16 protein-coding genes are annotated in these 23,042 nt (G+C 60.8%); 6 read left to right on the forward strand and 10 right to left on the reverse strand.

Annotation, left to right across the window (positions count from 1 at the left end; translation table 11 throughout):
• Positions 1 to 75 precede the first annotated feature (75 nt).
• Both guaB and guaA read left to right on the forward strand, forming a co-directional pair.
• On the forward strand, positions 76 to 1,545 hold the full coding sequence (guaB, locus tag KSS91_RS05740; protein WP_102670162.1) for an IMP dehydrogenase: 1,470 nt from the start codon (positions 76 to 78) through the stop codon (positions 1,543 to 1,545).
• Positions 1,546 to 1,643: 98 nt separating this feature from the next.
• On the forward strand, positions 1,644 to 3,221 hold the full coding sequence (gene guaA / locus KSS91_RS05745) for a glutamine-hydrolyzing GMP synthase (RefSeq protein WP_008053207.1): 1,578 nt from the start codon (positions 1,644 to 1,646) through the stop codon (positions 3,219 to 3,221).
• 108 nt (positions 3,222 to 3,329) lie between these two features.
• On the opposite strand, the gene KSS91_RS05750 is transcribed toward guaA, so the two are convergent.
• Positions 3,330 to 7,976 carry a membrane-targeted effector domain-containing toxin gene (locus tag KSS91_RS05750; protein ID WP_217837304.1) on the reverse strand — a complete coding sequence of 1,549 codons (4,647 nt, stop codon included), beginning with the start codon at positions 7,974 to 7,976 and terminating at the stop codon, positions 3,330 to 3,332.
• Between the two features lie 192 nt (positions 7,977 to 8,168).
• Here KSS91_RS05750 and KSS91_RS05755 point away from each other — a divergent pair, with 192 nt between their 5' ends.
• Positions 8,169 to 9,545 carry a multicopper oxidase family protein gene (locus KSS91_RS05755; RefSeq protein WP_217837305.1) on the forward strand — a complete coding sequence of 459 codons (1,377 nt, stop codon included), beginning with the start codon at positions 8,169 to 8,171 and terminating at the stop codon, positions 9,543 to 9,545.
• Entirely contained in the window at positions 9,545 to 10,042 is a 498-nt protein-coding gene (gene tadA, locus KSS91_RS05760) for a tRNA adenosine(34) deaminase TadA (RefSeq protein ID WP_007973921.1), read from the forward strand. The genes KSS91_RS05755 and tadA overlap by 1 nt, the downstream gene beginning before the upstream one ends.
• Before the next feature lie 131 nt (positions 10,043 to 10,173).
• Here tadA and cmoB read toward each other — a convergent pair whose 3' ends face one another.
• The 7 genes from cmoB to KSS91_RS05795 all read right to left on the reverse strand — a co-directional run bounded on the left by cmoB (position 10,174) and on the right by KSS91_RS05795 (position 20,032).
• On the reverse strand, positions 10,174 to 11,130 hold the full coding sequence (gene cmoB / locus KSS91_RS05765) for a tRNA 5-methoxyuridine(34)/uridine 5-oxyacetic acid(34) synthase CmoB (protein ID WP_217837306.1): 957 nt from the start codon (positions 11,128 to 11,130) through the stop codon (positions 10,174 to 10,176).
• Complete coding sequence (gene cmoA / locus KSS91_RS05770; RefSeq protein WP_217837307.1) at positions 11,127 to 11,870, reverse strand: carboxy-S-adenosyl-L-methionine synthase CmoA; 744 nt, start codon at positions 11,868 to 11,870, stop codon at positions 11,127 to 11,129. The genes cmoB and cmoA overlap by 4 nt, the downstream gene beginning before the upstream one ends.
• Positions 11,871 to 12,032: 162 nt before the next feature.
• Positions 12,033 to 12,668, reverse strand: a complete 636-nt coding sequence (locus KSS91_RS05775; protein ID WP_217837308.1) for a lysoplasmalogenase — start codon at positions 12,666 to 12,668, stop codon at positions 12,033 to 12,035.
• Positions 12,669 to 12,670: 2 nt separating this feature from the next.
• Positions 12,671 to 13,063, reverse strand: a complete 393-nt coding sequence (locus KSS91_RS05780; protein WP_217837309.1) for a protease inhibitor I42 family protein — start codon at positions 13,061 to 13,063, stop codon at positions 12,671 to 12,673.
• A gap of 217 nt (positions 13,064 to 13,280) precedes the next feature.
• Entirely contained in the window at positions 13,281 to 15,698 is a 2,418-nt protein-coding gene (gene lon, locus KSS91_RS05785) for an endopeptidase La (RefSeq protein WP_225923721.1), read from the reverse strand.
• 316 nt (positions 15,699 to 16,014) lie between these two features.
• Entirely contained in the window at positions 16,015 to 18,426 is a 2,412-nt protein-coding gene (locus KSS91_RS05790; protein WP_217837310.1) for a glucose/quinate/shikimate family membrane-bound PQQ-dependent dehydrogenase, read from the reverse strand.
• Between the two features lie 223 nt (positions 18,427 to 18,649).
• A complete protein-coding gene (locus tag KSS91_RS05795; protein ID WP_217837311.1) occupies positions 18,650 to 20,032 on the reverse strand; it encodes a carbohydrate porin in 1,383 nt (460 codons plus the stop codon).
• 295 nt (positions 20,033 to 20,327) lie between these two features.
• Here KSS91_RS05795 and KSS91_RS05800 point away from each other — a divergent pair, with 295 nt between their 5' ends.
• Complete coding sequence (locus KSS91_RS05800) at positions 20,328 to 20,558, forward strand: VF530 family protein (protein ID WP_007975135.1); 231 nt, start codon at positions 20,328 to 20,330, stop codon at positions 20,556 to 20,558.
• 2 nt (positions 20,559 to 20,560) lie between these two features.
• Positions 20,561 to 21,202, forward strand: coding sequence for a Pr6Pr family membrane protein (locus tag KSS91_RS05805; RefSeq protein ID WP_126053026.1), 642 nt, complete (start codon positions 20,561 to 20,563; stop codon positions 21,200 to 21,202).
• A gap of 189 nt (positions 21,203 to 21,391) precedes the next feature.
• On the opposite strand, the gene KSS91_RS05810 is transcribed toward KSS91_RS05805, so the two are convergent.
• Positions 21,392 to 22,177, reverse strand: a complete 786-nt coding sequence (locus KSS91_RS05810; RefSeq protein ID WP_217837312.1) for a siderophore-interacting protein — start codon at positions 22,175 to 22,177, stop codon at positions 21,392 to 21,394.
• The gene (locus KSS91_RS05815; protein ID WP_015093673.1) at positions 22,174 to 22,749 is read right to left on the reverse strand and encodes a PadR family transcriptional regulator; all 576 of its coding nucleotides are present in this window, start codon (positions 22,747 to 22,749) and stop codon (positions 22,174 to 22,176) included. Before KSS91_RS05815 ends, KSS91_RS05810 begins: the two co-directional genes overlap by 4 nt.
• Between the last annotated feature and the right edge of the window lie 293 nt (positions 22,750 to 23,042).

The raw sequence follows: 23,042 nt of genomic DNA on the forward strand, positions 1-23,042 counted from the left end.
GAGTTTTACATTGAACCCGAGGGGGTGTCTGACTATAATGGCGCGCTTCCATTTTCCCGCTCGGGAGCCCCCGCGATGCTGCGTATCAGCCAAGAAGCTCTGACATTCGACGACATTCTCCTAGTGCCCGGTTATTCCGAGGTGCTTCCTAACGAAGTCAGTCTCAAGACCCGCCTTACCCGTGGCATCGAGCTGAATATTCCACTGGTCTCCGCTGCCATGGACACCGTCACTGAAGCCCGTCTGGCAATTGCCATGGCTCAGGAAGGTGGTATCGGCATCATCCACAAGAACATGACCATCGAGCAGCAAGCTGCCGAAGTCCGCAAGGTCAAGCGTTACGAAGCCGGTGTGGTCAAGGATCCGATCACCATCGTCGCCGACGCTACCGTGCGCGAACTGTTCGAATTGACCCGCATGCACAACATCTCCGGCGTTCCGGTGCTGCACAATGGCGACCTGGTCGGCATAGTTACCTCCCGTGACGTGCGTTTCGAGAACCGTCTGGAAGCCACTGTCCGTGAAGTGATGACGCCTAAAGAGCGTCTGGTCACGGTCAAGGAAGGCGCCGACAAGAACGATGTGCGTGAACTGCTGCACAAGCACCGTATCGAACGCGTGCTGATCGTCGACGACAAATTCGCCCTCAAGGGCATGATGACCGTCAACGACATCGAAAAAGCCAAGGCTTACCCGCTGGCCAGCAAGGACGATCAAGGTCGTCTGCGCGTGGGTGCTGCAGTCGGTACCGGTAAAGACACCGGTGACCGCGTTGCCGCTCTGGTCGCCGCCGGCGTTGACGTGGTGGTGGTCGACACCGCTCACGGTCACTCCAAAGGCGTGATCGACCGCGTTCGCTGGGTCAAGCAGAACTTCCCTGAAGTGCAGGTCATCGGCGGCAACATCGCCACCGGCGCTGCCGCCAAGGCCTTGGCCGAAGCCGGCGCTGACGCGGTCAAGGTCGGTATCGGCCCTGGCTCGATCTGCACCACCCGTATCGTCGCCGGTGTCGGCGTACCGCAAATCAGTGCCATCGCCAACGTCGCCGCTGCCCTTGAAGGCACTGGCGTGCCGTTGATCGCCGACGGCGGTATCCGTTTCTCCGGTGACCTGTCCAAGGCCATCGTGGCCGGTGCTTCCTGCGTGATGATGGGCTCGATGTTCGCCGGTACCGAAGAGGCGCCGGGCGAGATCGAACTGTTCCAGGGCCGTTCGTACAAGGCTTATCGCGGCATGGGTTCGCTGGGCGCCATGTCCCAGGCCCAGGGGTCCTCCGACCGTTACTTCCAGGACTCCTCGGCAGGCGCCGAGAAGCTCGTTCCGGAAGGTATCGAAGGGCGTGTTCCGTACAAGGGCACCCTGAGCGCGATCATCCACCAGTTGATGGGCGGCCTGCGCTCCTCGATGGGCTACACCGGTAGCGCCAACATCGAAGAGATGCGCACCAAGCCCGAGTTCGTGCGGATCACCGGCGCCGGCATGGCCGAGTCCCACGTTCACGACGTGCAGATCACCAAGGAAGCGCCAAACTACCGCGTAGGTTGAGCCTTCCAGCAAAAAGTTAACGACCGGGGCTGTTTTATTCAGCCCCGAGTTGTTTCTGAATCACGACTGTTTCCGAATTTTTTAGACGAGACTGAATCATGGCCCTCGACATTCACGCTCACCGCATCCTGATCCTCGACTTCGGTTCCCAGTACACCCAGCTGATCGCCCGCCGCGTGCGTGAAATCGGCGTGTATTGCGAACTGCATCCGTTCGACATGGACGAAGATGCGATCCGCGAATTCGCTCCTAAAGGCGTCATCCTCGCCGGTGGCCCGGAGTCGGTTCACGAAGCCAACAGCCCTCGCTGCCCGCAAGCCGTTTTCGATCTGGGTGTGCCGGTCTTCGGTATCTGCTACGGCATGCAGACCATGGCCGAGCAACTGGGCGGCAAGGTTGAAGGTTCCGAGCTGCGTGAGTTTGGTTACGCCCGCGTAGACGTGGTCGGCAAGAGCCGTCTGCTCGACGGCATCGAAGACCACATCGACGCCGACGGCCTGTTCGGCCTCGACGTATGGATGAGCCACGGTGACAAGGTCACCCGGATGCCGGAAGACTTCCACATCCTGGCCAGCACCCCGAGCTGCCCGATCGCCGGCATGTTCAGCGACGAGCGTCGCTACTACGGCGTGCAGTTCCACCCGGAAGTGACCCACACCAAGCAGGGCGGTCGCATCCTGTCGCGCTTCATCCTCGACATCTGCGAGTGCGAAGCGCTGTGGACCCCGTCGAAGATCGCTGAAGACGCCATCGCCCAGGTTCGCGCCCAGGTCGGCACCGACAACGTCCTGCTCGGCCTGTCCGGCGGTGTCGATTCGTCCGTGGTTGCCGCACTGCTGCACAAGGCCATCGGCGACCAGCTGACTTGCGTGTTCGTCGACAACGGCCTGCTGCGCCTGCACGAAGGCGAGCAAGTGATGGCCATGTTCGCCGAGAACATGGGCGTCAAGGTGATCCGCGCCAACGCCGAGGAGCAGTTCCTGGGTAACCTGGCCGGCGAAGCCGACCCGGAGAAGAAGCGCAAGATCATCGGTCGCACCTTCATCGACGTGTTCGATGCCGAATCCTGCAAGTTGGACAACATCAAGTACCTGGCCCAGGGCACCATCTACCCGGACGTGATCGAGTCGGCTGGCGCGAAAAGCGGCAAGGCCCACGTGATCAAGTCGCACCACAACGTGGGCGGCCTGCCGGAAGAAATGAACCTGAAACTGGTCGAGCCACTGCGCGAACTGTTCAAGGACGAAGTCCGTCGTCTGGGCCTGGAACTGGGCCTGCCATACGACATGGTCTACCGTCACCCGTTCCCGGGCCCGGGCCTGGGCGTGCGTATCCTCGGGGAAGTGAAGAAGGAATACGCCGACCTGCTGCGTCGTGCCGACCACATCTTCATCGAAGAACTGCGCAAGGCCGACTGGTACCACAAGGTCAGCCAGGCGTTCGTGGTGTTCCAGCCGGTGAAATCGGTTGGCGTGGTTGGCGATGGCCGTCGTTACGCCTGGGTCGTGGCCCTGCGTGCCGTGGAAACCATCGACTTCATGACCGCGCGTTGGGCTCACCTGCCTTACGAACTGCTGGAAACCGTATCCGGCCGCATCATCAATGAAATCGAAGGCATCTCCCGCGTCACCTACGACGTGTCGAGCAAGCCGCCGGCGACCATTGAGTGGGAGTGATCGTATTTGAGCCTGTGAACCCGGGCTCAAAACGATAGCGGTAAAAGAAGCCCCCGGTCGCGAGACCGGGGGCTTCTTGCATGCAGGCGTGGCAGAAACAGGCACGAATTACAGAGGCAGACGTCCTTCGAGGTCCATGCCCATGCGGCTCAGGGCCCAGGACAGTTCGACGATACTGGCGTATGGCACCTGATGCACATCAGTCCATGTCGGGCGATTGATCAGGTATTTGCCGTCAGCCGTACGCTCGACCAGCGTTCGCGCAATCTGGCGGTCTCTGCCGCGATGAATCAAGGTCCAGGTTCCATCGACTTTCTCGAAGGTGAACATGCCTTGCCGGAACAGCAGCCGATTGAGTTCCGCCGGTGTTCGCTCGAGCAGCGGTAGCGGCATCTGCAGGCTCAGGTCGGCGTACAGCGTATCGTATTCGCCACTGACATGGTCCGGTTGCGTGGTAAAGCCCCGTCCCACTTCGATGCCCCGGTCTGTCTCGATCAACAGGTGCTGTTCGGGCAACACTTCTTCGATGCGCAAGCCGATGCCGCCCTGTATTTCACTGATGCCGGCCATGCCGCGAAAGGTATTGATGTTTTCCTGATCGGTCAGTACCACCCATTTACCTGCGCCATTGAGGGATTCGTTGGCCTGCATGATCGTGTGGGTGAGGTAGTTCTTTATGGCTTGCTCATGCATGTCGGGAAGTGGCGAGGCGGGATAGCGATAGCTCGCCAGACAGTCAGTCGCCTGAACCCGAATGCCGTTGAGTCGCGCAGCCCTGACCACTTCAAGCGGCGTATACCGCCCTGACGGGTCGCTTTGCAGTTGTTGCAGCGTTTCCTCCAGGTCATCGGACATTTCCCCGGTGCTGAAGAATGTGTTCAAGTCCAGTTGACTGAAATCGTTGAGCAGGCGATGGAAATAAAGTGTTTTGACCCCCTGTCTGGCGAGTGTCGGCATGTTCTCGATGAGAAAACGCATACTGGCAATGCGGTCCTGACTCTCACCGATGACCAGGCCATTTGCTGCATCCAGCGCCTGCCCGATCAGTTCTGTGGCGGTGGTCGAGGGCGTGACGACGGGGATGGCCGGGCGGGTAGGCAGGGAAGTGGAGAAACCGCTGCGGGCAAAGAAGCTTCGAGCGTCCCGTGACAACTCGGCACGAGGGGCGGCGATGTATTCGTCGTAGGTGGTTATCCCTTTCATTGTGCCGTCGGGCAAACGGCTGACTTTGACATGGGTCTCCGGTTTGCCCATCGCCAGTTTCCTGAGGCTGTATCTGGCAGGTGCGTCGTATTTTGTGGTGGGTTTGCGTAGCGACACTCCTTCCAGGTCGTTACCGCCACCCTTGAGTCCATATCGTGGCATCGTTTCCCACTCACCTTCGGCATTCAGTCTTACTGGGATCGAGCCGACGAACGTTGATGGTCGCTGCGGATCAACTACGGCCCAGTGCCCGGATCCGGCGCCATCGTTTTGAAAGCGAACGTAGAAGGGAGTCTCGTTCACCATGATGGCCGTCGAGGGCTCGGAATCGAGTCGATAGATACCCTGGAATTTCCCGGGCGTTGTTTCGGGTGTTATCCCTTCCAGCAATTCGTTGGCTTGCCAGTGCTGGGGTATGCTCGGCCGCTGGACTTCAGGTCGTACCCGGGCAAGCTCCTCGAGCTCCGATGCCGCACCCTCGACCTCTCCAGCCACTGGCGGCCAACCCATCGGTTGCATGCCATTTTCAATCAGTGCCTGTTTCAGTTCCCCCAGGTTATCCACTGTCATGGAGTCATAGGCCGGCCCAAGCGGAGTATCCAGGTTGATCCTGCCACCGGGTGTCATTCTGATCACAGTGTCGGCCATTCGGTTCTCGGCATTGCGATAGACCACCAACAGGCTGCTTCTGTAGCGCTGAAAGGTGAACATCCCCGGTTCCGGTAACAGCGCTCGCAGCTCTTGTGGCGTCCGGTAGGCCCACGGAGTTTGCATTTGTACACGCCAGTCGCCTTTGATGCTGTCTCGGATGTGGTCGAAACCAGTGATGCCGGACCCTTCCTCCTCGACAGGCGAGCCCGGATAGTCTGCATATTCCACCGCTAATCCCGGATCGGAGCCAATGGGCAGTGCCTGACCCGGTGTCACGTCTTCGATTCGTACACTCAAGGCGTCAGTCTGTTCACTGATGCCTTGATAGCCTCTGAAACTCGTCATGTGTTCCTGATCGACCAAGGCAATCCATTTGGCGGGCCCCTTCAATTCTTCATTGAGCTGAATGACCTCGCCAGCAAAGTAACTCCTCGCCATTTGGCTGTCCGGATGCCGGGAAAACGAGTCTTCGTTGATGTTGTAGGTCGTTGTCATATCGATGGCCTGCACCCGCACACGCTGGGCGTTGGCAGACCTCACCAGCGCCAGCAGGTTGAATCTGCCCTCGGGATCGTTGCCGGCCTTGAAGTCGAGTTTTCTCAGGTAGTTCTCCAGCTCTTCGGGCATTTCGCCGGTTCTGGCGAAAGTGTCCAGATCGAGCTGATTGACGTTGGCCAGCAGTTCCTGCAAGTACAACGTCTTCACGCCGCGGCGGGCCAGGGCGGGCATGTTTTCGATCAGGAACTGCTTACTGCCGATACTGCCGCGGCTCTCGCCAACGATCAGTCCCGGTTTTTCCGCGAATGCGACGTCGAGCAGTTCGGTCGATGTGTTTAACACCCGTGCAGGGACTGGAAGGCGAGGGGGCGGGGGATTGAGCTCGTAGTAAGCGTTTGCATCGCTGATCAATTCATTGCGTGGCTCTTCCTGATCCAGCTGGAACTCGCTCAAGGACTCGGTGAGTTCTGCTTCGATCCCAAGCTCGCTACGTGCATCTATGCTGCCCATGCTCCGTAAACGTCTGTACAAATTACGTACATCGGGTCCACCGAGTGCCCAGGCCCTCATTTGCGGGTCTTCGAGGCCGGGCACATGAATGCCCGGTGTACGCGCCCATTCTTCGGTGACGGGCTCGCTTGTCGCACCAGCGCTGGAAACCGGCGGTACGATCATGCCGCCCCTCAGTCCCAGGCGCGGGGTGATTTCCCAGGTGCCAGCAGCATTTAAACGCACGGGGATCGAACCAGAGAATGCATGGGGGTTGGCCGGGTCGATGATGGCCCAGGTGCCACGGCCATTGATATCGGATTCATAGCGCACGAAGTACGCGCTGTCGTTGAGCTTTATCGCGGACGAAGGGTTGGAAGCAAGCTGATAGGTGCCTTGAAACTTGCCGGGTTCGTGAACCAGTGTGTCGTCGCTGAGCGATACCTTGATCTTGAAAGATTCCGGCACCTTGACCGTAGGTCCGACATTATCCGTTGTTCCAACGGCCACCTCGGTCGGTCCGGGTTTGGGGGCTTTGGCCGGTGGTGTTGTCTCCTTCAGCTCAGCCATTTCCTTCGCCTCGGCGGCGTCGATTTCGGGGCCGGCTTCTTCCAGCGAACCGGGACCTTTGAGGACGAGCAGGTTGAACACTATGTCGATACCGCTGAGCACCGCGCCAAGCACACCGGCCTTGCGTTCCTCGGCGGTTTTGCCGTTGACTGCCTGATCGATGTTCAACCCCATGTTGGCGATGCTGGCGCCGATAACCGGTAGTGCGACCGGCCAGCCGACGACCGCCATCGGACCGAACACTTTCACGCCGGCGCTGAGGTAACCGATCCACAGTTTTTCACGCAGATCGCCATTGGAGGTCAGTGACAGCGCGGCCTCGGCGGACATCGCGGCCTTGGTCGAGTCTCGCAGCCAACTGAAAACGTCACCGTCAACGCCGCGGTTTTCCTGATTGATCAACTGATGGTCGTACACACTCCAGCTGCCCACCAGGCGGTTCATCAGGTCCGTGAGGTTATCGGCGATGTCCTGGCGATCGACCATGGAGAAGTGCGCCATGAATGCCTGGCGTCGCGCCTCGTCATTCATTTGCAGCAACACCCAGAAGTGCATGTCCGTTTCGGTTTCCAGCACCTTGAAGGCTTCGGCCTCTCCGGGAAGGTAGAGAATCTGCCGGCCTTTGGGCGCCTTGATGCGCACAATGTTGTTCGACAGGTAGCCGGCCACATCCAGCATTCGTACCTGGGCATGCGTATCGGGGTATTGCGTTTGCAACATCTGCAGGCTGACCGGCCAGGTGATGGGGCCCATGACGGCCGTGACGGCGACATTGAAGTCCGCGTCACTGAGCTTTTTACGGTCGCGGGCCCGCAAGGCGTTGATGAGAAAATTGCACTTGGCCAGGGTACGGAAGTCGGCGCCGGATTCGCTCCAGAAGCTCGTCAGCCGTTCGTTGTAGATCGCGCTGAAGTCAATGCTCCAGAAGTCCGTCAGCACGTCGTTGCCGTGCAGGCGCACTTCGTTGGTTTCATTGAAAGTCCCGGTGCGCGGTCCAACGGTATAGAAACCCGCATATACATCCAGCAGATCGGCATTGTCCTGATCGGCGGCGCGGAAGCGGTGGATCACCAGTTGGGTCAGGGTCATGGACGACGTCGGGGTGGCGTTGACATGCTCCCATCCGGAGAAGGCCTTCGAGCTGCTTTGCGACGCGTCGAAGCGGTGGAAATACACCCGGTCCGGATCGAGGCCGGTGATGCCGTACTTTTTCAGCAGGTTAAGGGCGACGTCATGAGCGGTGTCTTGCAGGCTGGGGCAAGTCTTGATGATGCGGGTGGCGATGGCCTTGAGGGTGGCCTTGTCGTCTGCATTGGGCAGGGGCCGGTTTTGATTTGGATTCATGCAGTCTCACTCCTTGAGAAACGAGTATCGAGCATGACCCGTTCGTTCAGAGGAGGTGTACTACATAGTTATATGCATGGGCGATCCGGCGTGCGTCACTGCATCGCCCTTACCGTTTCGCAGTTGCAGGTGTATCGTATTCGCCTTTTCCGGGTCGCTGGCCTGTCGTTGATTTGTGAGGTAGTTGAGTTCATGTCCTTTACCCGTCGCCAAATACTCGGTGGCCTGGCCGGTCTTGTTGTCGTTGGCGTGGGAGCCGGTGGTGCGTCGCGCTACTGGCTGGGCAAGATGGCCGATGCGGATGCCGGTCACGACTATGAGCTGATTGCGGCGCCGTTGGACGTGGAGTTGGTGGCCGGGCACAAGACCCAGGCCTGGGCCTTTGGCCCGTCGGCGCCGGGCACCGAGTTGCGGGTGCGTCAGGGTGAATGGCTGCGGGTGCGCTTCATCAATCACTTGCCGGTGGCGACCACCATTCACTGGCACGGCATCCGCTTGCCGCTGGAAATGGACGGCGTACCCTACGTCTCGCAATTGCCGGTGCTGCCGGGCGAGTACTTCGACTACAAATTCCGCGTACCGGATGCCGGCAGCTACTGGTACCACCCGCATGTGAACAGCAGCGAAGAACTCGGCCGTGGCCTGGTGGGCCCGTTGATCATCGAAGAGCGCGAGCCCACCGGTTTCAAGTACGAAAAGACCTTGAGCCTGAAGAGCTGGCATGTCGACGAGGTCGGCAATTTCGTCGAGTTCAGCATTCCCCGGGAAGCGGCCCGTGGCGGCACGGCGGGACGCCTGGCGACCATCAACGGTGTGCCGCAGGCGGTGATCGACTTGCCGGCGGGGCAGATCACCCGGGTGCGCATTCTCAATCTCGATAACACCCTGACCTATCGCCTGAACATTCCCGGCGTCGAAGCGCAGATCTACGCGCTGGACGGCAACCCCATCGAACCGCGCCCGCTGGGCAAGGAATACTGGCTCGGCCCCGGCATGCGCATTTGTCTTGCGATCAAGGCGCCAGCGGCCGGTGAAGAGTTGTCCTTGCGCAACGGCCCGGTGCGCCTGGGTACCTTGCGTTCAGTGGCCAATACCGACGCACCAAGCCAATGGCCGCCGGCACTGCCGGCCAACCCGATTGCCGAGCCGGACCTGGCCAATGCCGTGAAACTCAACTTCAATTTCGAGTGGGTCGGCTCGGTGTCGGTCAACGTCGACAACGGCAAGCCGCCGAGCCTGTGGCAGATCAACGGCAAGGCTTGGGACATCACTGACAAGACCTGCGCCGACCGCCCGATTGCCAAGCTGGAAAAGGGCAAGAGCTACATTTTTGAATTGAAGAACATGACCCAGTATCAGCACCCGATTCACCTGCACGGCATGAGCTTCAAAGTCATCGCCTCGAACCGGCACAAAGTGATTCCGTACTTCACCGACACTTATCTGCTGGGCAAGAACGAGCGCGCGCAAGTGGCGCTGGTGGCGGATAACCCCGGGGTCTGGATGTTCCACTGCCATGTGATCGATCACATGGAAACCGGCCTGATGGCCGCCATCGAGGTGGCGTGATGCGTCAGATTCGTCCCGCCGCCATCATCGACCGCAGCCGTGATCGCGAATTCATGCGTGAAGCCCTGGCCCTGGCCGCCCAAGGCGCAGCCCTGGGCGAAGTGCCGGTGGGCGCGGTGCTGGTGCAGGACGGTGAAATCATCGGGCGTGGCTTCAATTGCCCGATCAGCACCAGCGATCCCAGTGCCCACGCCGAGATGGTCGCGATTCGCGCCGCCGCCGAGGCCGTCAGCAACTATCGCCTGCCCGGCAGTACGCTGTATGTGACGCTGGAGCCGTGCAGCATGTGCGCCGGGCTGATCGTGCATTCGCGGATCACGCGGGTGGTGTATGGCGCGCTGGAGCCGAAGGCGGGGATTGTGCAGAGCCAGGGGCAATTCTTTACCCAGGGCTTTTTGAATCACCGGGTGTTGCATGAGGGGGGGGTGTTGGCGGAGGAGTGCGGGGCTGTTTTAAGTGAGTTCTTCAAGGCCCGAAGAGCAAAACCTTCCGACTAAACACTGACCCCCCTGTAGGAGCGAGCCTGCTCGCGATGGTCGTGAACGATTACGCGGGCAATCTGGTTCCCCGCGGTGTTCTTGAGTCCATCGCGAGCAGGCTCGCTCCTACAGGGGATCTTCAGTGGCTGTTATTTACGGGCCACAATCACCGCCCGCATCGGCGCCGGCAGCCCTTCAACGGTCTTGCTGTGATCTTCCGGATCGAGGAAATCGCTCAGCGACTGATACTTCATCCACTCGGTGCCACGCTGTTCCTCGACGGTGGTCGTGCTCACGTCCACACAGCGAACATCAGTGAACCCGGCACGTCGCAACCACAACTCCAGCGCCGGCACCGACGGCAGGAACCACACATTGCGCATCTGCGCGTAGCGGTCTTCCGGCACCAGCACCTGGTGCTTGTCGCCTTCGACCACCAGCGTTTCCAGCACCAGTTCACCGCCCTTGACCAGACAATCCTTCAACGCCAGCAAATGCTCGATGGGCGAGCGACGGTGGTAGAACACGCCCATGGAAAATACTGTGTCGAAGCCTTCGAGGTTCGGCGGCAGGTCTTCGAACGGGAAGGGCAGGTGCCAGGCGTTCGGTTCGGACAGGTAGCGTTGCACCGCCTGGAACTGGCAGAAGAACAGCCAGTTGGGGTCGACACCAATCACGCTGTCGGCACCGGCGCCGAGCATGCGCCACATGTAGTAGCCGTTGCCGCAGCCGACATCGAGGATGCGCTTGCCCACGAGGTCCAGATGCGGGGCGACCCGCGACCACTTCCAGTCCGAGCGCCATTCGGTGTCGACGTGCACACCGAACAGGTCGAAGGGGCCCTTGCGCCACGGTGACAGGCCCATCAACGCGGAACGCATTTGCGCGCGGGTTGCATCGTCGCAATCGGTGTCCAGCTTCAGGCCGTTGAGCAAATCGACTTCGCTCGGCTGGATCCTTGGCAGGGCGTCCAGCGCGCTTTGCCAGCGCTCCAGGTCGCCATGGCCCTTTTCCATTTTCTTGTCGAGTTGCGCCTGCAGGGTGTTGGCCCATTCGGCCAGCGGCGTGCCGGCCAGACGGCGGGCGAGGGGAGACAGATCAATCATGGCAGGGCAATCAACGAGGCAAAGTTAAGACACTGGAACCACGGCACGACTTTCGAGAACCCGGCGGCCAACAGGCGCTCGCGGTGTTCTTCGAGGCTGTCGGGCTTCATGACGTTTTCGATGGCGCTGCGTTTCTGGGCGATTTCCAGCTCGCTGTAGCCGTTGGCGCGTTTGAAGGCGATGTGCAGGTCGGTGAGCAACGCGTGTTCCTGCTCGTCTTCGAAGCGCAGTTTTTCCGAGAGGATCAGGGCGCCGCCGGGCAACAGCGACTGACGGATGCGCGTCAACAGCGCGGTGCGTTGGTCCGGGGCGATGAATTGCAGGGTGAAGTTCAGCGCTACCACCGAGGCCGGCTGGAACTTCAGCGCCAGGATGTCGCCCTCGATCACCTCGACCGGCAGCAACTCCTGGAACATCGAGTCCTGGCCATTGAGGTATTCGCGGCAGCGCTCGACCATGGCCGCCGAGTTATCCACAGCGATGACGCGGCAACCATCGGTGCGCACATGCCGGCGCAAGGCCTGGGTCACGGCACCCAGCGACGAGCCCAGGTCGTAGAGCACGCTGCCCGGTTGGGCGAACTGCGCGGCGAGCACGCCGAGGTTTTCGACAATGGTCGGATAGCCCGGCACCGAGCGCTTGATCATGTCCGGGAACACCCGCACCACGTCCTCGTTAAAGGCGAAGTCAGGCACCTGGGCCAAAGGCTGGGCGAAAAGGCGATCGGGTTCTTTGCTCACGGCGGTTCCAGCGGTGTCGGTGAAAAGGCCGGCATTTTAGCCAAGTTGGCGCGGGGATGCGCGGGTTGTCTGATAAACCGCCAAATCAAAAGATCGCAGCCTGCGGCAGCTCCTGCATAGGAATGCGATCCCCTGTAGGAGCTGCCGCAGGCTGCGATCTTTTTAACGCTCTTTCTGACCAAACGCGGAAGCGGTAATACCCCACTGCCCCAGCCAATAGCTGAGGATGATCACATAGGGCGCCGCATCGAACGGCACCACAAAACGGCTGATGCCAATCACACTGTCCGAAAACACAAAGGCCACCGCGCCACCGGCAGCCAGCAAGGCCGAACGCTTGGGCACATCACTGCCAAGCCGGGCCAGCGCACGCCAGAGCATGGTGCTGATCGCCAGGCCGTAGACGATCACCGGAACCAGTAGTGGCCCCAGTCCATGAGAAATCAGAATCCCCAACAGCACCGCACCAACGCCAAGGGCGATGATCAGGGGTAAAAGAGCCAGGCGCCGGCAATCGCTCAAGTAGGCTTTCAGATACGCCAGGTGGGCGACCAGAAATGCGCCGAGACCGAACACGAACAAATCCCCCGGCCACGCCAGCAACACGTCGCCGAGCAAGGAGAAAATCAGGCCCAGGCTGATCCAGCGCCGGTACTCGCCGGGTGGAGCGTCGTGCAGCCAGCCGAGCAGGGCCAGTACCGGAAGCGGCTTGACCAGCAGGCACAGCAGCGAGGCATGCACGCTCAGGCCATAAAGAAAGGTCACTGCGCCCATCAGCGCCAGAATCAGCCAGCCCACGGTCAGTTAACCGAAATCGCGCAGTCGAACGAGTCCACCGGCAGCACTTCCGGCGCCCATGGCTGTTGCGAGGTCAGGCGCAGGCGTCCCGTGCCGGTCGCAAAAGCCTGGAAGCGCCAGGTCGAAACCCCGGCCGAACCGACGATGCCGGCATCTTCCGGATTTCGATACACCTCAGGCCCCAAGGCGTGCAGTACGCCGCCGGCCGAATCCTGGATCGCCCAGCGATAACCCGTGGTCGGATTGCTCGGCAGGGTCAGGATCAGGTTTTGTCCGTTGCTGAGTTGCACCGGGCATTCGCTCTGTTTTTCCACAGTCACGTTGTGTGCAGGTTGCGTGGCGCACGCGGCCAGCAAGGCGAGGGCGAGGGGGACAAGCAGGCGAGTGGGGGACATGAGATCAGTGGCTCCGGCGTTGGCGACGAACGGCGAGCATAACTGAAGATGAGACAAAGTGTGACAGGGTTGGGAGTTGGCGTTGTCAGTGCCGACGCCTTCGCGGGCAAGCCCGCTCCCACAGGGATTGAGGGTGCACATAAGTTTTGTGACTGACTCAATTTTCTGTGGGAGCGGGCTTGCCCGCGAAGACGGCAGTACAGGCGCTACAAGACCATCAGAACAACACCTTGGCCACATCCGCAAAGCGCTTGGCAAAGTGCACGGTAATACCCTCCTTCAGATACTCCGGCAGTTCTTCGAAATTACCCCGGTTGGCCTCCGGCAGGATCAGCTCGAAAATCTTCTGCCGCCGCGCTGCAATCACCTTTTCGCGCACCCCGCCAATCGGCAGTACATGCCCGGTCAACGTCAGTTCGCCAGTCATGGCCACGCCTTTTTTCGGTGGCTGGTTGCGTGCCAGCGACAGCAGGGCGCTGGCCATGGTCACGCCGGCGCTCGGGCCGTCCTTCGGCGTGGCGCCTTCCGGTACGTGCAGGTGGACGAAGGCTTCGTCGAAGAACTTCGGATCGCCGCCATAGGACTTCAGGTGCGAACTGACGTAGCTGTAGGCGATCTCCGCCGATTCTTTCATCACATCCCCCAACTGCCCGGTGAGCTTGAACCCACGGTTGAGGGTGTGGATACGCGTGGCTTCGATCGGCAGGGTCGCGCCGCCCATGCTGGTCCAGGCAAGGCCGGTGATCACGCCGACCCCCGCCAGCACCTGCTCGTTGCGGAACACCGGTTTGCCGAGCGACGCTTCGAGATCTTTCGGGCCGAGCTTGATCACCGCTTTCGGTTCGTCGAGCAGTTTCATCACCGCTTTGCGCACCAGTTTGCCGAGGTTTTTTTCCAGTTGGCGCACGCCGGCTTCACGGGCATAGCCGTCGACCAGCGCCTTGAGCGCGCTGTCGCTGATGCTCAGGCTGCCCTTGGACACGCCGGCTTTCTCAAGCTGCTTGGGCCACAGGTGACGCTTGGCGATGGCGACTTTTTCTTCGGTGATGTAGCCCGACAGGCGAATCACTTCCATGCGGTCGAGCAACGGGCCGGGGATCGAGTCGAGGGTGTTGGCGGTGCACACGAACAACACCTTGGACAGGTCCATCCGCAGGTCCAGATAGTGGTCGAGGAATTCGACGTTCTGTTCCGGGTCGAGTGTTTCCAGCAAGGCCGAAGCCGGATCGCCCTGGTAGCTCTGGCCCATCTTGTCGATCTCGTCGAGCATGATCACCGGGTTCATCACTTCGACGTCTTTGAGCGCCTGCACCAGTTTGCCCGGCTGCGCGCCGATGTAGGTGCGGCGGTGGCCCTTGATCTCGGCTTCGTCGCGCATGCCGCCAAGACTGAAGCGATAGAACGGTCGGCCCAGGGATTCGGCGATGGATTTGCCGACGCTGGTCTTGCCCACGCCCGGCGGGCCGACCAGCAGCACGATGGAGCCGCTGATCCCGCCTTTGTAGGCGCCGACTGCGAGGAATTCGAGGATGCGGTCCTTGATGTCGTCGAGGCCGGCGTGGTGTTTGTCCAGCACCTTGCGCGCATGCTTGAGGTCGAGTTTGTCCTCGCCGTACACCCCCCACGGCACCGAGGTCGCCCAGTCGATGTAATTGCGGGTGACCGCATACTCCGGCGAGCCGGTCTCGAGGATCGACAGCTTGTTCATTTCCTCTTCGAGGCGTTTCTGCACTTGCGCCGGCAGGACTTTGCCCACCAGCCGCTGCTCGAACTGTTCGAGGTCGGCGCTACGGTCGTCCTTGGTCAGGCCCAGCTCCTGCTGTATGACTTTGAGTTGCTCCTTGAGGAAGAATTCACGCTGATGTTCACCGATCTTGCGGTTAACTTCGGCGGAAATCTCTTTTTGCAGGCGCGCGACCTCGACTTCCTTGCGCAGCATCGGCAGGACTTTTTCCATGCGCTTGAGCATCGGCACGCAGTCGAGCACTTCCTGCAGCTCACTACCGGTGGCCGAAGTGAGGGCGGCGGCGAAGTCGGTCAGCGGCGACGGATCGTTGGGGCTGAAGCGGTTGAGGTAGTTCTTCAACTCTTCGCTGTACAGCGGGTTGAGCGGCAGCAGTTCCTTGATCGCATTGATCAGCGCCATGCCGTAGGCCTTGACCTCGTCGGTCGGCTCGGTGGGCTGGTGCGGGTATTCGACTTCCACCAGATACGGCGGGCGATGGTGCTTGAGCCAGGTTTTCAGACGCACACGGGTCAGGCCCTGGGCGACGAATTGCAATTTGCCGTTTTCGCGGCTGGCGTGGTGCACCTTGACCAGGGTGCCGTAGAGCGGCAGGGCCGAGGTGTCGAAGTGGCGCGGATCTTCCTGGGGGCTGTCCATGTAGAACAGGGCCAGGGAGTGGTGTTCAGACTTGGCCACCAGGTCGAGGGTCTCGGCCCACGGCTCTTCGTTGACGATGACCGGCAGAACCTGGGCCGGGAAGAATGGCCGGTTGTGGATCGGGATGATGTAGACCTTGTCCGGCAGGTTCTGGCCGGGCAGGGCCAGGCCTTTGCCGGGTTTGTGCTGTGGAGCGCTTTGTGGATCGGCGTATTCGCTCGGGTCTTCGGGGAATTCTTGCTGGTCGCTCATGGGGGCACCTGCACAATGGGTATGGGTCTTAGATGGGGCAGGTTGGCGGTGGTTTCAACGGTCATTTTCTGCAACGCCGTGTTTCGAAGGCGTGTTCAGCGCAGAGACAGGTTAGCTGGATTTTGCGGCGACACTATCCCCTGTGGGAGCGAGCTTGCTCGCGATGGGGGCATGACAGACACCCTTGAAGTGACTGTCAGACCGCTATCGCGAGCAAGCTCGCTCCCACAGGGGGTCGGGGGTGATTTGAAATCTGCGGCCACAAAAAAGGCGACGTCCTCACGGGCGTCGCCTTTCGTTTTACTGCCGCTAAAACTTACTCGGACAGTTTGTACGCAATCACATAGTCACCCATTTTGGTGCCCAGTGAGCCGTGGCCACCGACGACCAACAGCACGTACTGCTTGCCGTCCTTGCCGGTGTAGGTCATCGGCGTAGCCTGACCGCCAGCCGGCAGGCGCGATTTCCAAAGCTCCTTGCCGGTATTGACGTCATAGGCGCGCAGGTACTGATCCAGCGTGCCGCTGAGGAAGCCGACGCCGCCGGCGGTGACTATCGAGCCGCCCATGCTTGGCACGCCGAGTGGCAGGCCGATAGGCAATGGCGAGCTGTCGCGGCTGGTGCCGTTCTTGCGTTTCCACACGACTTTGCCTGTGGTCAGGTCGATGCCGGCCACGTAGCCCCAGGCCGGCGCCTGGCACGGTACGCCGAGCGGCGACATGAACGGGTGCATGATCACCGCATAAGGTGCGCCGGTGTTCGGTTGCACGCCCGCTGTTTCGCTTTCGCGTTTGCTGTCGGCCGCGACTTCGGCGCGAGGCACCATTTTCGAGACGAAGGCCATGTAGTTCGGGCTGGTGAACAGCATCTGGCGAACCGGGTCGACCGAAACGCCGCCCCAGTTGAAGACGCCGACGTTACCCGGATAGATCAGGCTGCCCTGTTCCGACGGCGGGGTGTACTGGCCTTCGTAACGCAGCTCCTTGAACTGGATGCGGCACAGCATCTGGTCAAACGGGCTGGCCCCCCACATGGCTTTTTCGGTCAGTTCCGGGGCCAGCAGGTTCAGGTCCGAACGGGCCTGTGTCGGTGCGGTGTGGTCACCTTTCACGGCGCCTTGGGGAACCGGGATTTCCTTGATCGGGATGATCGGCGTGCCGTCACGACGGTCGAGGACGTACAGGCTGCCCTGTTTGGTCGGGGCGATCAGCGCAGGTTTCACCCCGTCGGCGGTTTTCATGTCCAGCAGGGTTGGCTGGCTGCCGACGTCCATGTCCCACAGGTCATGGTGAGTGAACTGGTAGTTCCAGCGCACCTTGCCGGTGGCCAGGTCCAGCGCGACCAGGCCGGCACTGAACTTCTCGGCGCCCGGGGTGCGGTCTGCGCCCCACTGGTCAGGGGTCTGGTTGCCCAGTGGCAGGTAGACCATGCCGAGCTTTTCGTCGACGCTGGCCAGCGACCACATGTTGGCCGAGTTGCGGCTGTAGTGTTCGCCTTCTGGCAGTGGTTCGGTGGCGTCTGGATTGTTGCTGTCCCAGTTCCACACCAGATGACCGTCGTGTACGTCAAAGGCACGGATCACGCCGGATGGCTCGTTGGTCGACTCGTTGTCGGTGACGTGGCCGCCCATGATCACCAGGTCACGGGTGATCGCAGCCGGCGAGGTGGCGTAGTAGCCACCGGGGGTGAACGGGCCGATGCCTTGGGTCAGGTCAACCACACCGTTTTTACCGAAACCTTCGCAGACCTTGCCGGTGTCGGCGTTGAGTGCGATCAGGCGTGCATCGGCGGTTGGCAGGTACAGACGACGCGGGCAGGCCTGGGCGACGGCTTTTCCGGCTTCAGAGATGACGGCGGAGGCAGCGTTTTCAGACTGGGCGTAGGCCGCTTCGTCGTAGTACGACACGCCGCGGCAGGTCATGTGGGCGAAGCCCTTGAAGCCCACCGGGCTCTTGATCTGCGGGTCGAAACGCCACAGTTCCTTGCCGGTGTCCGGGTCCAGCGCCAGCACCTTGCTATGGGCGGTGCAGGCATAGAGCATGCCGTTGGCCTTGAGCGGGGTGTTTTCGTTGGTCAGTTCCACCGGGTCATCGGCGGTTGGCAGATCGCCGGTCTGGATACGCCAGGCTTCTTGCAGCTTGCCGACGTTGGCCGGGGTGATCTGCTTGAGCGGCGAGTAGCGGTCGCCGAATTCGCTGCGGCCATAGGCCTGCCAGTCGCCTTCGGGCATCTGCGGCGCGGTGCTGGTCATGTCCGCGGTGTCGCGGCCCAGTTCGCCCAAGGTCTCGCCCGGGTGGGTGAACTGGCTGGCCACGGCGGTCACACCAGCCAGGACCACGGCCACGCTCAAGGCGCCAGTTCCCACAGGGGCAGGGCCGTTGATCAGCAATGGACGACGGAACCACGGCAGCAGCATCACCACACCGAGGGCAAACCACAGCGCCAGGCGCGGCACCAGTTGCCACCAGTCGAGGCCGACTTCCCACAGCGCCCAAACAGTACTGGCGAACAGCACCAGTGCGTACAGGCCCAGCGCCGCGCGGCGGGCGGCGATCAGCAACACGCCGCTCAGCACAATGCCAATGCCGGCCAGCAGGTAGTACAGCGAGCCGCCGAGCATGCTCAGCTTGATCCCCCCGGCCAGCATGGCCAGGCCCATTAGCAGAAGCAGCATGCCGAGCAGGGTCGGCAACAGACGGCTTCGACCCAAGGCACCATCAGTGCTCATAAGTGTGATTCTCCGTGATGTTTCAAGTAGTCCTGCGCCAGTTCACTGTAGATGACGATCCGGCGCGGGCATGGTTCATAAAACCGGTGTGGTTGACGTAGTCCTTGTAGGAGCGAGCCTGCTCGCGAAAAACCCGAGAACGCCGCGGGGAGTCAGGCTCGCAGCGTTATCGTTGACGACCATCGCGAGCAAGCTCGCTCCTACAAAGGTTTTATGGTGTTGCTCAGAACGACGACTGGACCTTGATCCCGCCAATCAGCGCGTCGTCGACCTCGTTCACGCCGCCGGGATGGCGGATGTATTGCAGGTTCGGGCGCACGGTCAGCCAGTTGGTCACGTGCACGCCGTAATAGAGTTCGGCGCTGTATTCGGTGTCCTGGGGTGGCAGGTAGGACGGGTTGTCGTAGTCGAAAACGGCATTGGCCTGGTTGGTCGCCTCGGCATTCTTGCGATAGGCCGGGTTGACGTGGACGCGGGCCATGGCAAAACCGATGTCGTCCCTGGACCGGGCGTCGAACAGCCCTTTGTAGACGAGACCGGCCTGGACGTAGTTGTCGATGGCGTTGGTCTTCTTGTCGTGCATCGTGCCGTTGGCAAACAGGCTCAGGCCGCGGGAATGATCGCTGGCCAGGCTGGTGACTTGCTGCTGAAGGCCCAGCCACATGCCGTGCTTGCTCGAGGCGCTGCGGTAGGCTTCGCCACTCAGGGCGGCAGGCTGGCCGTTGCTGTCCTTGTAGACGTCGGTGGCGTTGGCGCTGCTGTAGTAGTAACCGGCGCGGTATTCACCCGGCAGGCCGTTGAGTTTCGGCGTCCACACCAGTTCCACCGGCAGGACCGCGCCCTGGGTGCCGCTGCCGCTGAGCTTGAAGCCGTTGTCGCGATCCAGGTTCGACGGGTTCTGCTCGTACGCGCCGACCTGTGCATAAAGCTCTGGCGTCAGGTGATATTTGACCCGCAGTGCCCACTGGCTGACCGGCCAGTTGTACCAGATGTCGCCCGCCCAGTTGCCGACCTGGGAGCCGCAGAACGCCAGGTTCTGGAAGTCGCAAGGGAAGCTGTTGAAGTCTTCGCCTTCGCCGAAACGGCCGACCTTGATGTCGAGTTTTTCGTCGAGGAACTTCTGCTGATACCACATCTGCGTCAGGCGCCAGGTCTGGCCGCGGCCCCAGACTTCCTGGGCCGAGGTGAAACCGCCGACACGCGGGTCATTGATGCGGTCATTGCTGATGTTGTTGCCGCTGCGTTCGGTGATGGTCAGCTGGAACTCGGCGTCGTCCCAGCCGAGGATTTTCTGCAAGTCCAGATGGGTGCCCAGGCCGAACTGGTCGCTGTAGCGGGCGGTGCGGTCGTGGTCGTAGCCGCCGTGCAGATTGCTGCCCATTTCACCGGTGTAATCGACTTTGAAGTCGTAGCCTTTTTCCGCAAGTTCGCTGCGAGTGCCGTTCCAGTCGCCGAGCATCCACGGTGAGCCGCTATCGAAGGCCGGAGCCGAGTGAGCGCAAGTGGCAAGGCCCAAAGCGGTGAGTCCGCCTATCAGGTTCAAGGTGTTTCGGCAGGCAACAGGTTTGAAGACAGCGCTGTCTTTCGAAAGTTGAAAATCAGGCATAGAGAAGAAATTCTTGATCTTTTTCTGGGGAATAAACGGAAGAAATAGCTAGCAGAAGCGTTTCAGCTAAAGCGGGTGCAAGGATAATGATCTGTTACAAATAGAGAAAGGGCTTTTACTGACATGCAGCCTTTCGGATTCGGTAACAGTGACAAAAGATCGCAGCCTTCGGCAGCTCCTACAGGGGGATCGCATTCCAATGTAGGAGCTGCCGAAGGCTGCGATCTTTTCCGTTTCACCTACATTTAACGTAAGGTGCGCGACTTCCAATTCCCACTCTGCTTGAAGGCCCGGCATGACCGAACACAACATCGACCCGCTGCACGGCGTGACGCTGGAGCAAATCCTCAACGCCCTGGTTGAACACTACGAATGGTCGGGGCTGGCCGAACGCATCGATATCCGCTGCTTCAAGAGCGACCCAAGCATCAAGTCGAGCCTGACGTTCCTGCGTAAAACCCCGTGGGCGCGGGAGAAGGTCGAACGTCTGTATGTGAAGTTGATGCGCACCAAACGACCGCTCTGAACATGGTCGATCCTTGCGCGATGCGCCGCCGTTTTGTAGTCGTGGCTGCCATGCTCGGCTGGGCGGGATTGAGCATCCAGATGTACCTGATTTTCTATTCGCGCTGGACGCTGGGGGCCAGTCTGATCGGTGGGCTGGTGAGTTTTTTCAGCTATTTCACCGTGCTGAGCAACACCCTGGTGGCGACGGTGCTGACCTGTGAACTGACGTCCCGCGAGTCCGCCGCTCGACGCTGGTTCTTGCAGCCCTGGGTCATTAGTGGGGTTGCCGTGAGCATCACTGTCGTCGGCCTGGCGTACAGCGTATTGCTTCGCCATCTATGGCATCCCGAAGGCTGGCAATGGCTGGCCGATGAGCTGATGCATGACGTCATGCCGCTGCTGTTTCTGGGGTACTGGTGGTTCTGTGTACCGAAAGGCTCGTTGCGTTGGGGGCATATCGCGTTGTGGGTGATTTATCCATTGGTGTACTTCGCTTACTCGTTGCTGCGCGGGCATTTGCTGGCGACTTATCCGTACCCGTTCATTGACGTGGACAAACTGGGTTATCCACAGGTGTTCATCAACGCCGGGGGATTGTTGGCGGGGTTTGTGGTGATTGCTTTGTGGGTGGTGGCGCTGGATCGGTGGCGTGCTCGAATGTAACCGCAGATAAGGCGGTGTGGAATGCTTTTTGTGGCGAGGGGGCTTGCCCCCGTTGCGCTGCGCAGCAGTGCTAAAACCTGCAACGAGGTTTTATCTGAAACACCGTACGAGCAGATTTTACGACTGCTTCGCAGCCGAACGGGGCGGTGCGGCGATCCGACAAGCCCCCTCGCCACAGTGTGACGCCTGTTATTCCTCGTCGCTGCCATCCAGCCGCCAATAGCCCACCGCCTTGACGAACTGCTCGTTCAGCCCATGCTCATCGAGCAACACCCGACGAATCCGCCGCGACACCTTGCTCTCGGTCGCGACCCACGCGTACAGGCTGCCGCCGGGCACCTGGATCTGGCGCACGGTGGTCAGCAGGTTGTCCTTGCCACCTTCGCGCAGCACCCAGATCACATTGACCTCGGCAGCGCTTTCCAGCACTTGCTGCTCCTTGCCGTTTTCCACTTCCACGATCACCAGCGCACGGCGGTTGGCCGCCAGGCTTTCGAGCCGCCGGGCGATGGCGGGCAGGGCGGTTTCGTCACCGATCAGCAAGTAGCTGTCGAACATGTCCGGCACGATCATCGAGCCCCGCGGCCCGCCGATGTGCAGGAACTGCCCCGGTTTGGCCTGTTCGGCCCAGGTCGAGGCCGGGCCGTCGCCGTGCAGCACGAAGTCGATGTCCAGTTCCAGGGTGCTCAGGTCATAGCGGCGCGGCGTGTAGTCGCGCATCTCGGGCAGCGGGCCGTTGTCCTTGCCGGCGCCCAGCACCAGGGTTTCCAGTGCCGCAGCCTGCTCGGCGTTCTGCGGGAACAACAGTTTGACGTGATCGTCCGTACCCAGGCTGACGAACCCCGCCAACTCCGGCCCGCCCAGGGTAATCCGGCGCATGCGCGGGGTCAGGTCGACCACGCGCAACACCTCCAGGCGACGGCGTTTGATTTCGTGCATGACGCGGTGAATGGTTTGCGCGATCACTTCAGTCATTCGGCTTTCTCCTGAACGGGTTGAACGGCAGGGCCGTCGACGATGGCTTTGGCGGTGTCGTTGAGCAGGGCCGCAACGCGCTGGATTTCTTCCGGACTCCAGCGGCCGTGATGCAGTTGCAGGGCATGGCGCAGGTTGTGCACCGCCTCGTGGATTTCGGCCGGGCGATCATGGCCACGCAACGAACGCTTGCTGACATCGATGCGCACCCGCACACCTTCTAGGGCGACGGCTTGCTCGGTGAGGGACTGGCGTCCGGCGTCGGTCACGCTGTAGCGTTTTTTCCCGCCTTCGGCGTCGCCGGTAATCAATTCGCTTTCTTCAAGAAACGTCAGGGTCGGGTAGATCACGCCGGGGCTGGGACTGTAGGCGCCGTCGAACATGCCTTCGATCTGGCGGATCAGGTCGTAGCCGTGGCACGGCTGTTCGGCGATCAACGCCAGCAGCAGCAGTTTCAGGTCGCCGGGGGCAAATACTCGCGGGCCACGCCCACCGCGTTCGCGGCCAGGGCGTTTCTCGAAGCCATCGCGGCCGTCGCCGTGTTCGCGGTGGGGGGAATGATGGTCTCTCATTTTTTGCGTTCTCTCTCGTCGTATTTAGACATAACTTAAGATATATCTTGTGGCCTGTGCAAGGGGTGGTGACCAACGGTGGTGAGCGGTGGTGAGCGGTGGTGGCTTTCAGGCGTTGACGTCAGGGTTGGGTAACGACTTGAGAGACACAACGACTACTCGCTGATGTACGGTTTTTATTACTACATGCGGTGAGGAATATCCCTACATACTTTTCCTTGTGATTGCTTGAATATCTTTCGGGTTAAAACTTGGCTAAATACTGATTCAGTAACTTGCTGAATATAATTTCG

Origin of the sequence: Pseudomonas azerbaijanorientalis (genome assembly GCF_019139795.1) — a bacterium.
Classification (GTDB): domain Bacteria; phylum Pseudomonadota; class Gammaproteobacteria; order Pseudomonadales; family Pseudomonadaceae; genus Aquipseudomonas; species Aquipseudomonas laurylsulfatiphila.

Excerpts from the sequence above, each read along its gene's own strand:
- guaB (WP_102670162.1), top strand. The coding sequence starts at position 76 with ATGCTGCGTATCAGCCAAGAAGCTCTGACATTCGACGACATTCTCCTA.
- guaA (WP_008053207.1), top strand. The coding sequence starts at position 1,644 with ATGGCCCTCGACATTCACGCTCACCGCATCCTGATCCTCGACTTCGGT.
- KSS91_RS05750 (WP_217837304.1), bottom strand. The coding sequence starts at position 7,976 with ATGAATCCAAATCAAAACCGGCCCCTGCCCAATGCAGACGACAAGGCC.
- KSS91_RS05755 (WP_217837305.1), top strand. The coding sequence starts at position 8,169 with ATGTCCTTTACCCGTCGCCAAATACTCGGTGGCCTGGCCGGTCTTGTT.
- tadA (WP_007973921.1), top strand. The coding sequence starts at position 9,545 with ATGCGTCAGATTCGTCCCGCCGCCATCATCGACCGCAGCCGTGATCGC.
- cmoB (WP_217837306.1), bottom strand. The coding sequence starts at position 11,130 with ATGATTGATCTGTCTCCCCTCGCCCGCCGTCTGGCCGGCACGCCGCTG.
- KSS91_RS05780 (WP_217837309.1), bottom strand. The coding sequence starts at position 13,063 with ATGTCCCCCACTCGCCTGCTTGTCCCCCTCGCCCTCGCCTTGCTGGCC.
- lon (WP_225923721.1), bottom strand. The coding sequence starts at position 15,698 with ATGAGCGACCAGCAAGAATTCCCCGAAGACCCGAGCGAATACGCCGAT.
- KSS91_RS05790 (WP_217837310.1), bottom strand. The coding sequence starts at position 18,426 with ATGAGCACTGATGGTGCCTTGGGTCGAAGCCGTCTGTTGCCGACCCTG.
- KSS91_RS05795 (WP_217837311.1), bottom strand. The coding sequence starts at position 20,032 with ATGCCTGATTTTCAACTTTCGAAAGACAGCGCTGTCTTCAAACCTGTT.
- KSS91_RS05800 (WP_007975135.1), top strand. The coding sequence starts at position 20,328 with ATGACCGAACACAACATCGACCCGCTGCACGGCGTGACGCTGGAGCAA.
- KSS91_RS05805 (WP_126053026.1), top strand. The coding sequence starts at position 20,561 with ATGGTCGATCCTTGCGCGATGCGCCGCCGTTTTGTAGTCGTGGCTGCC.
- KSS91_RS05810 (WP_217837312.1), bottom strand. The coding sequence starts at position 22,177 with ATGACTGAAGTGATCGCGCAAACCATTCACCGCGTCATGCACGAAATC.
- KSS91_RS05815 (WP_015093673.1), bottom strand. The coding sequence starts at position 22,749 with ATGAGAGACCATCATTCCCCCCACCGCGAACACGGCGACGGCCGCGAT.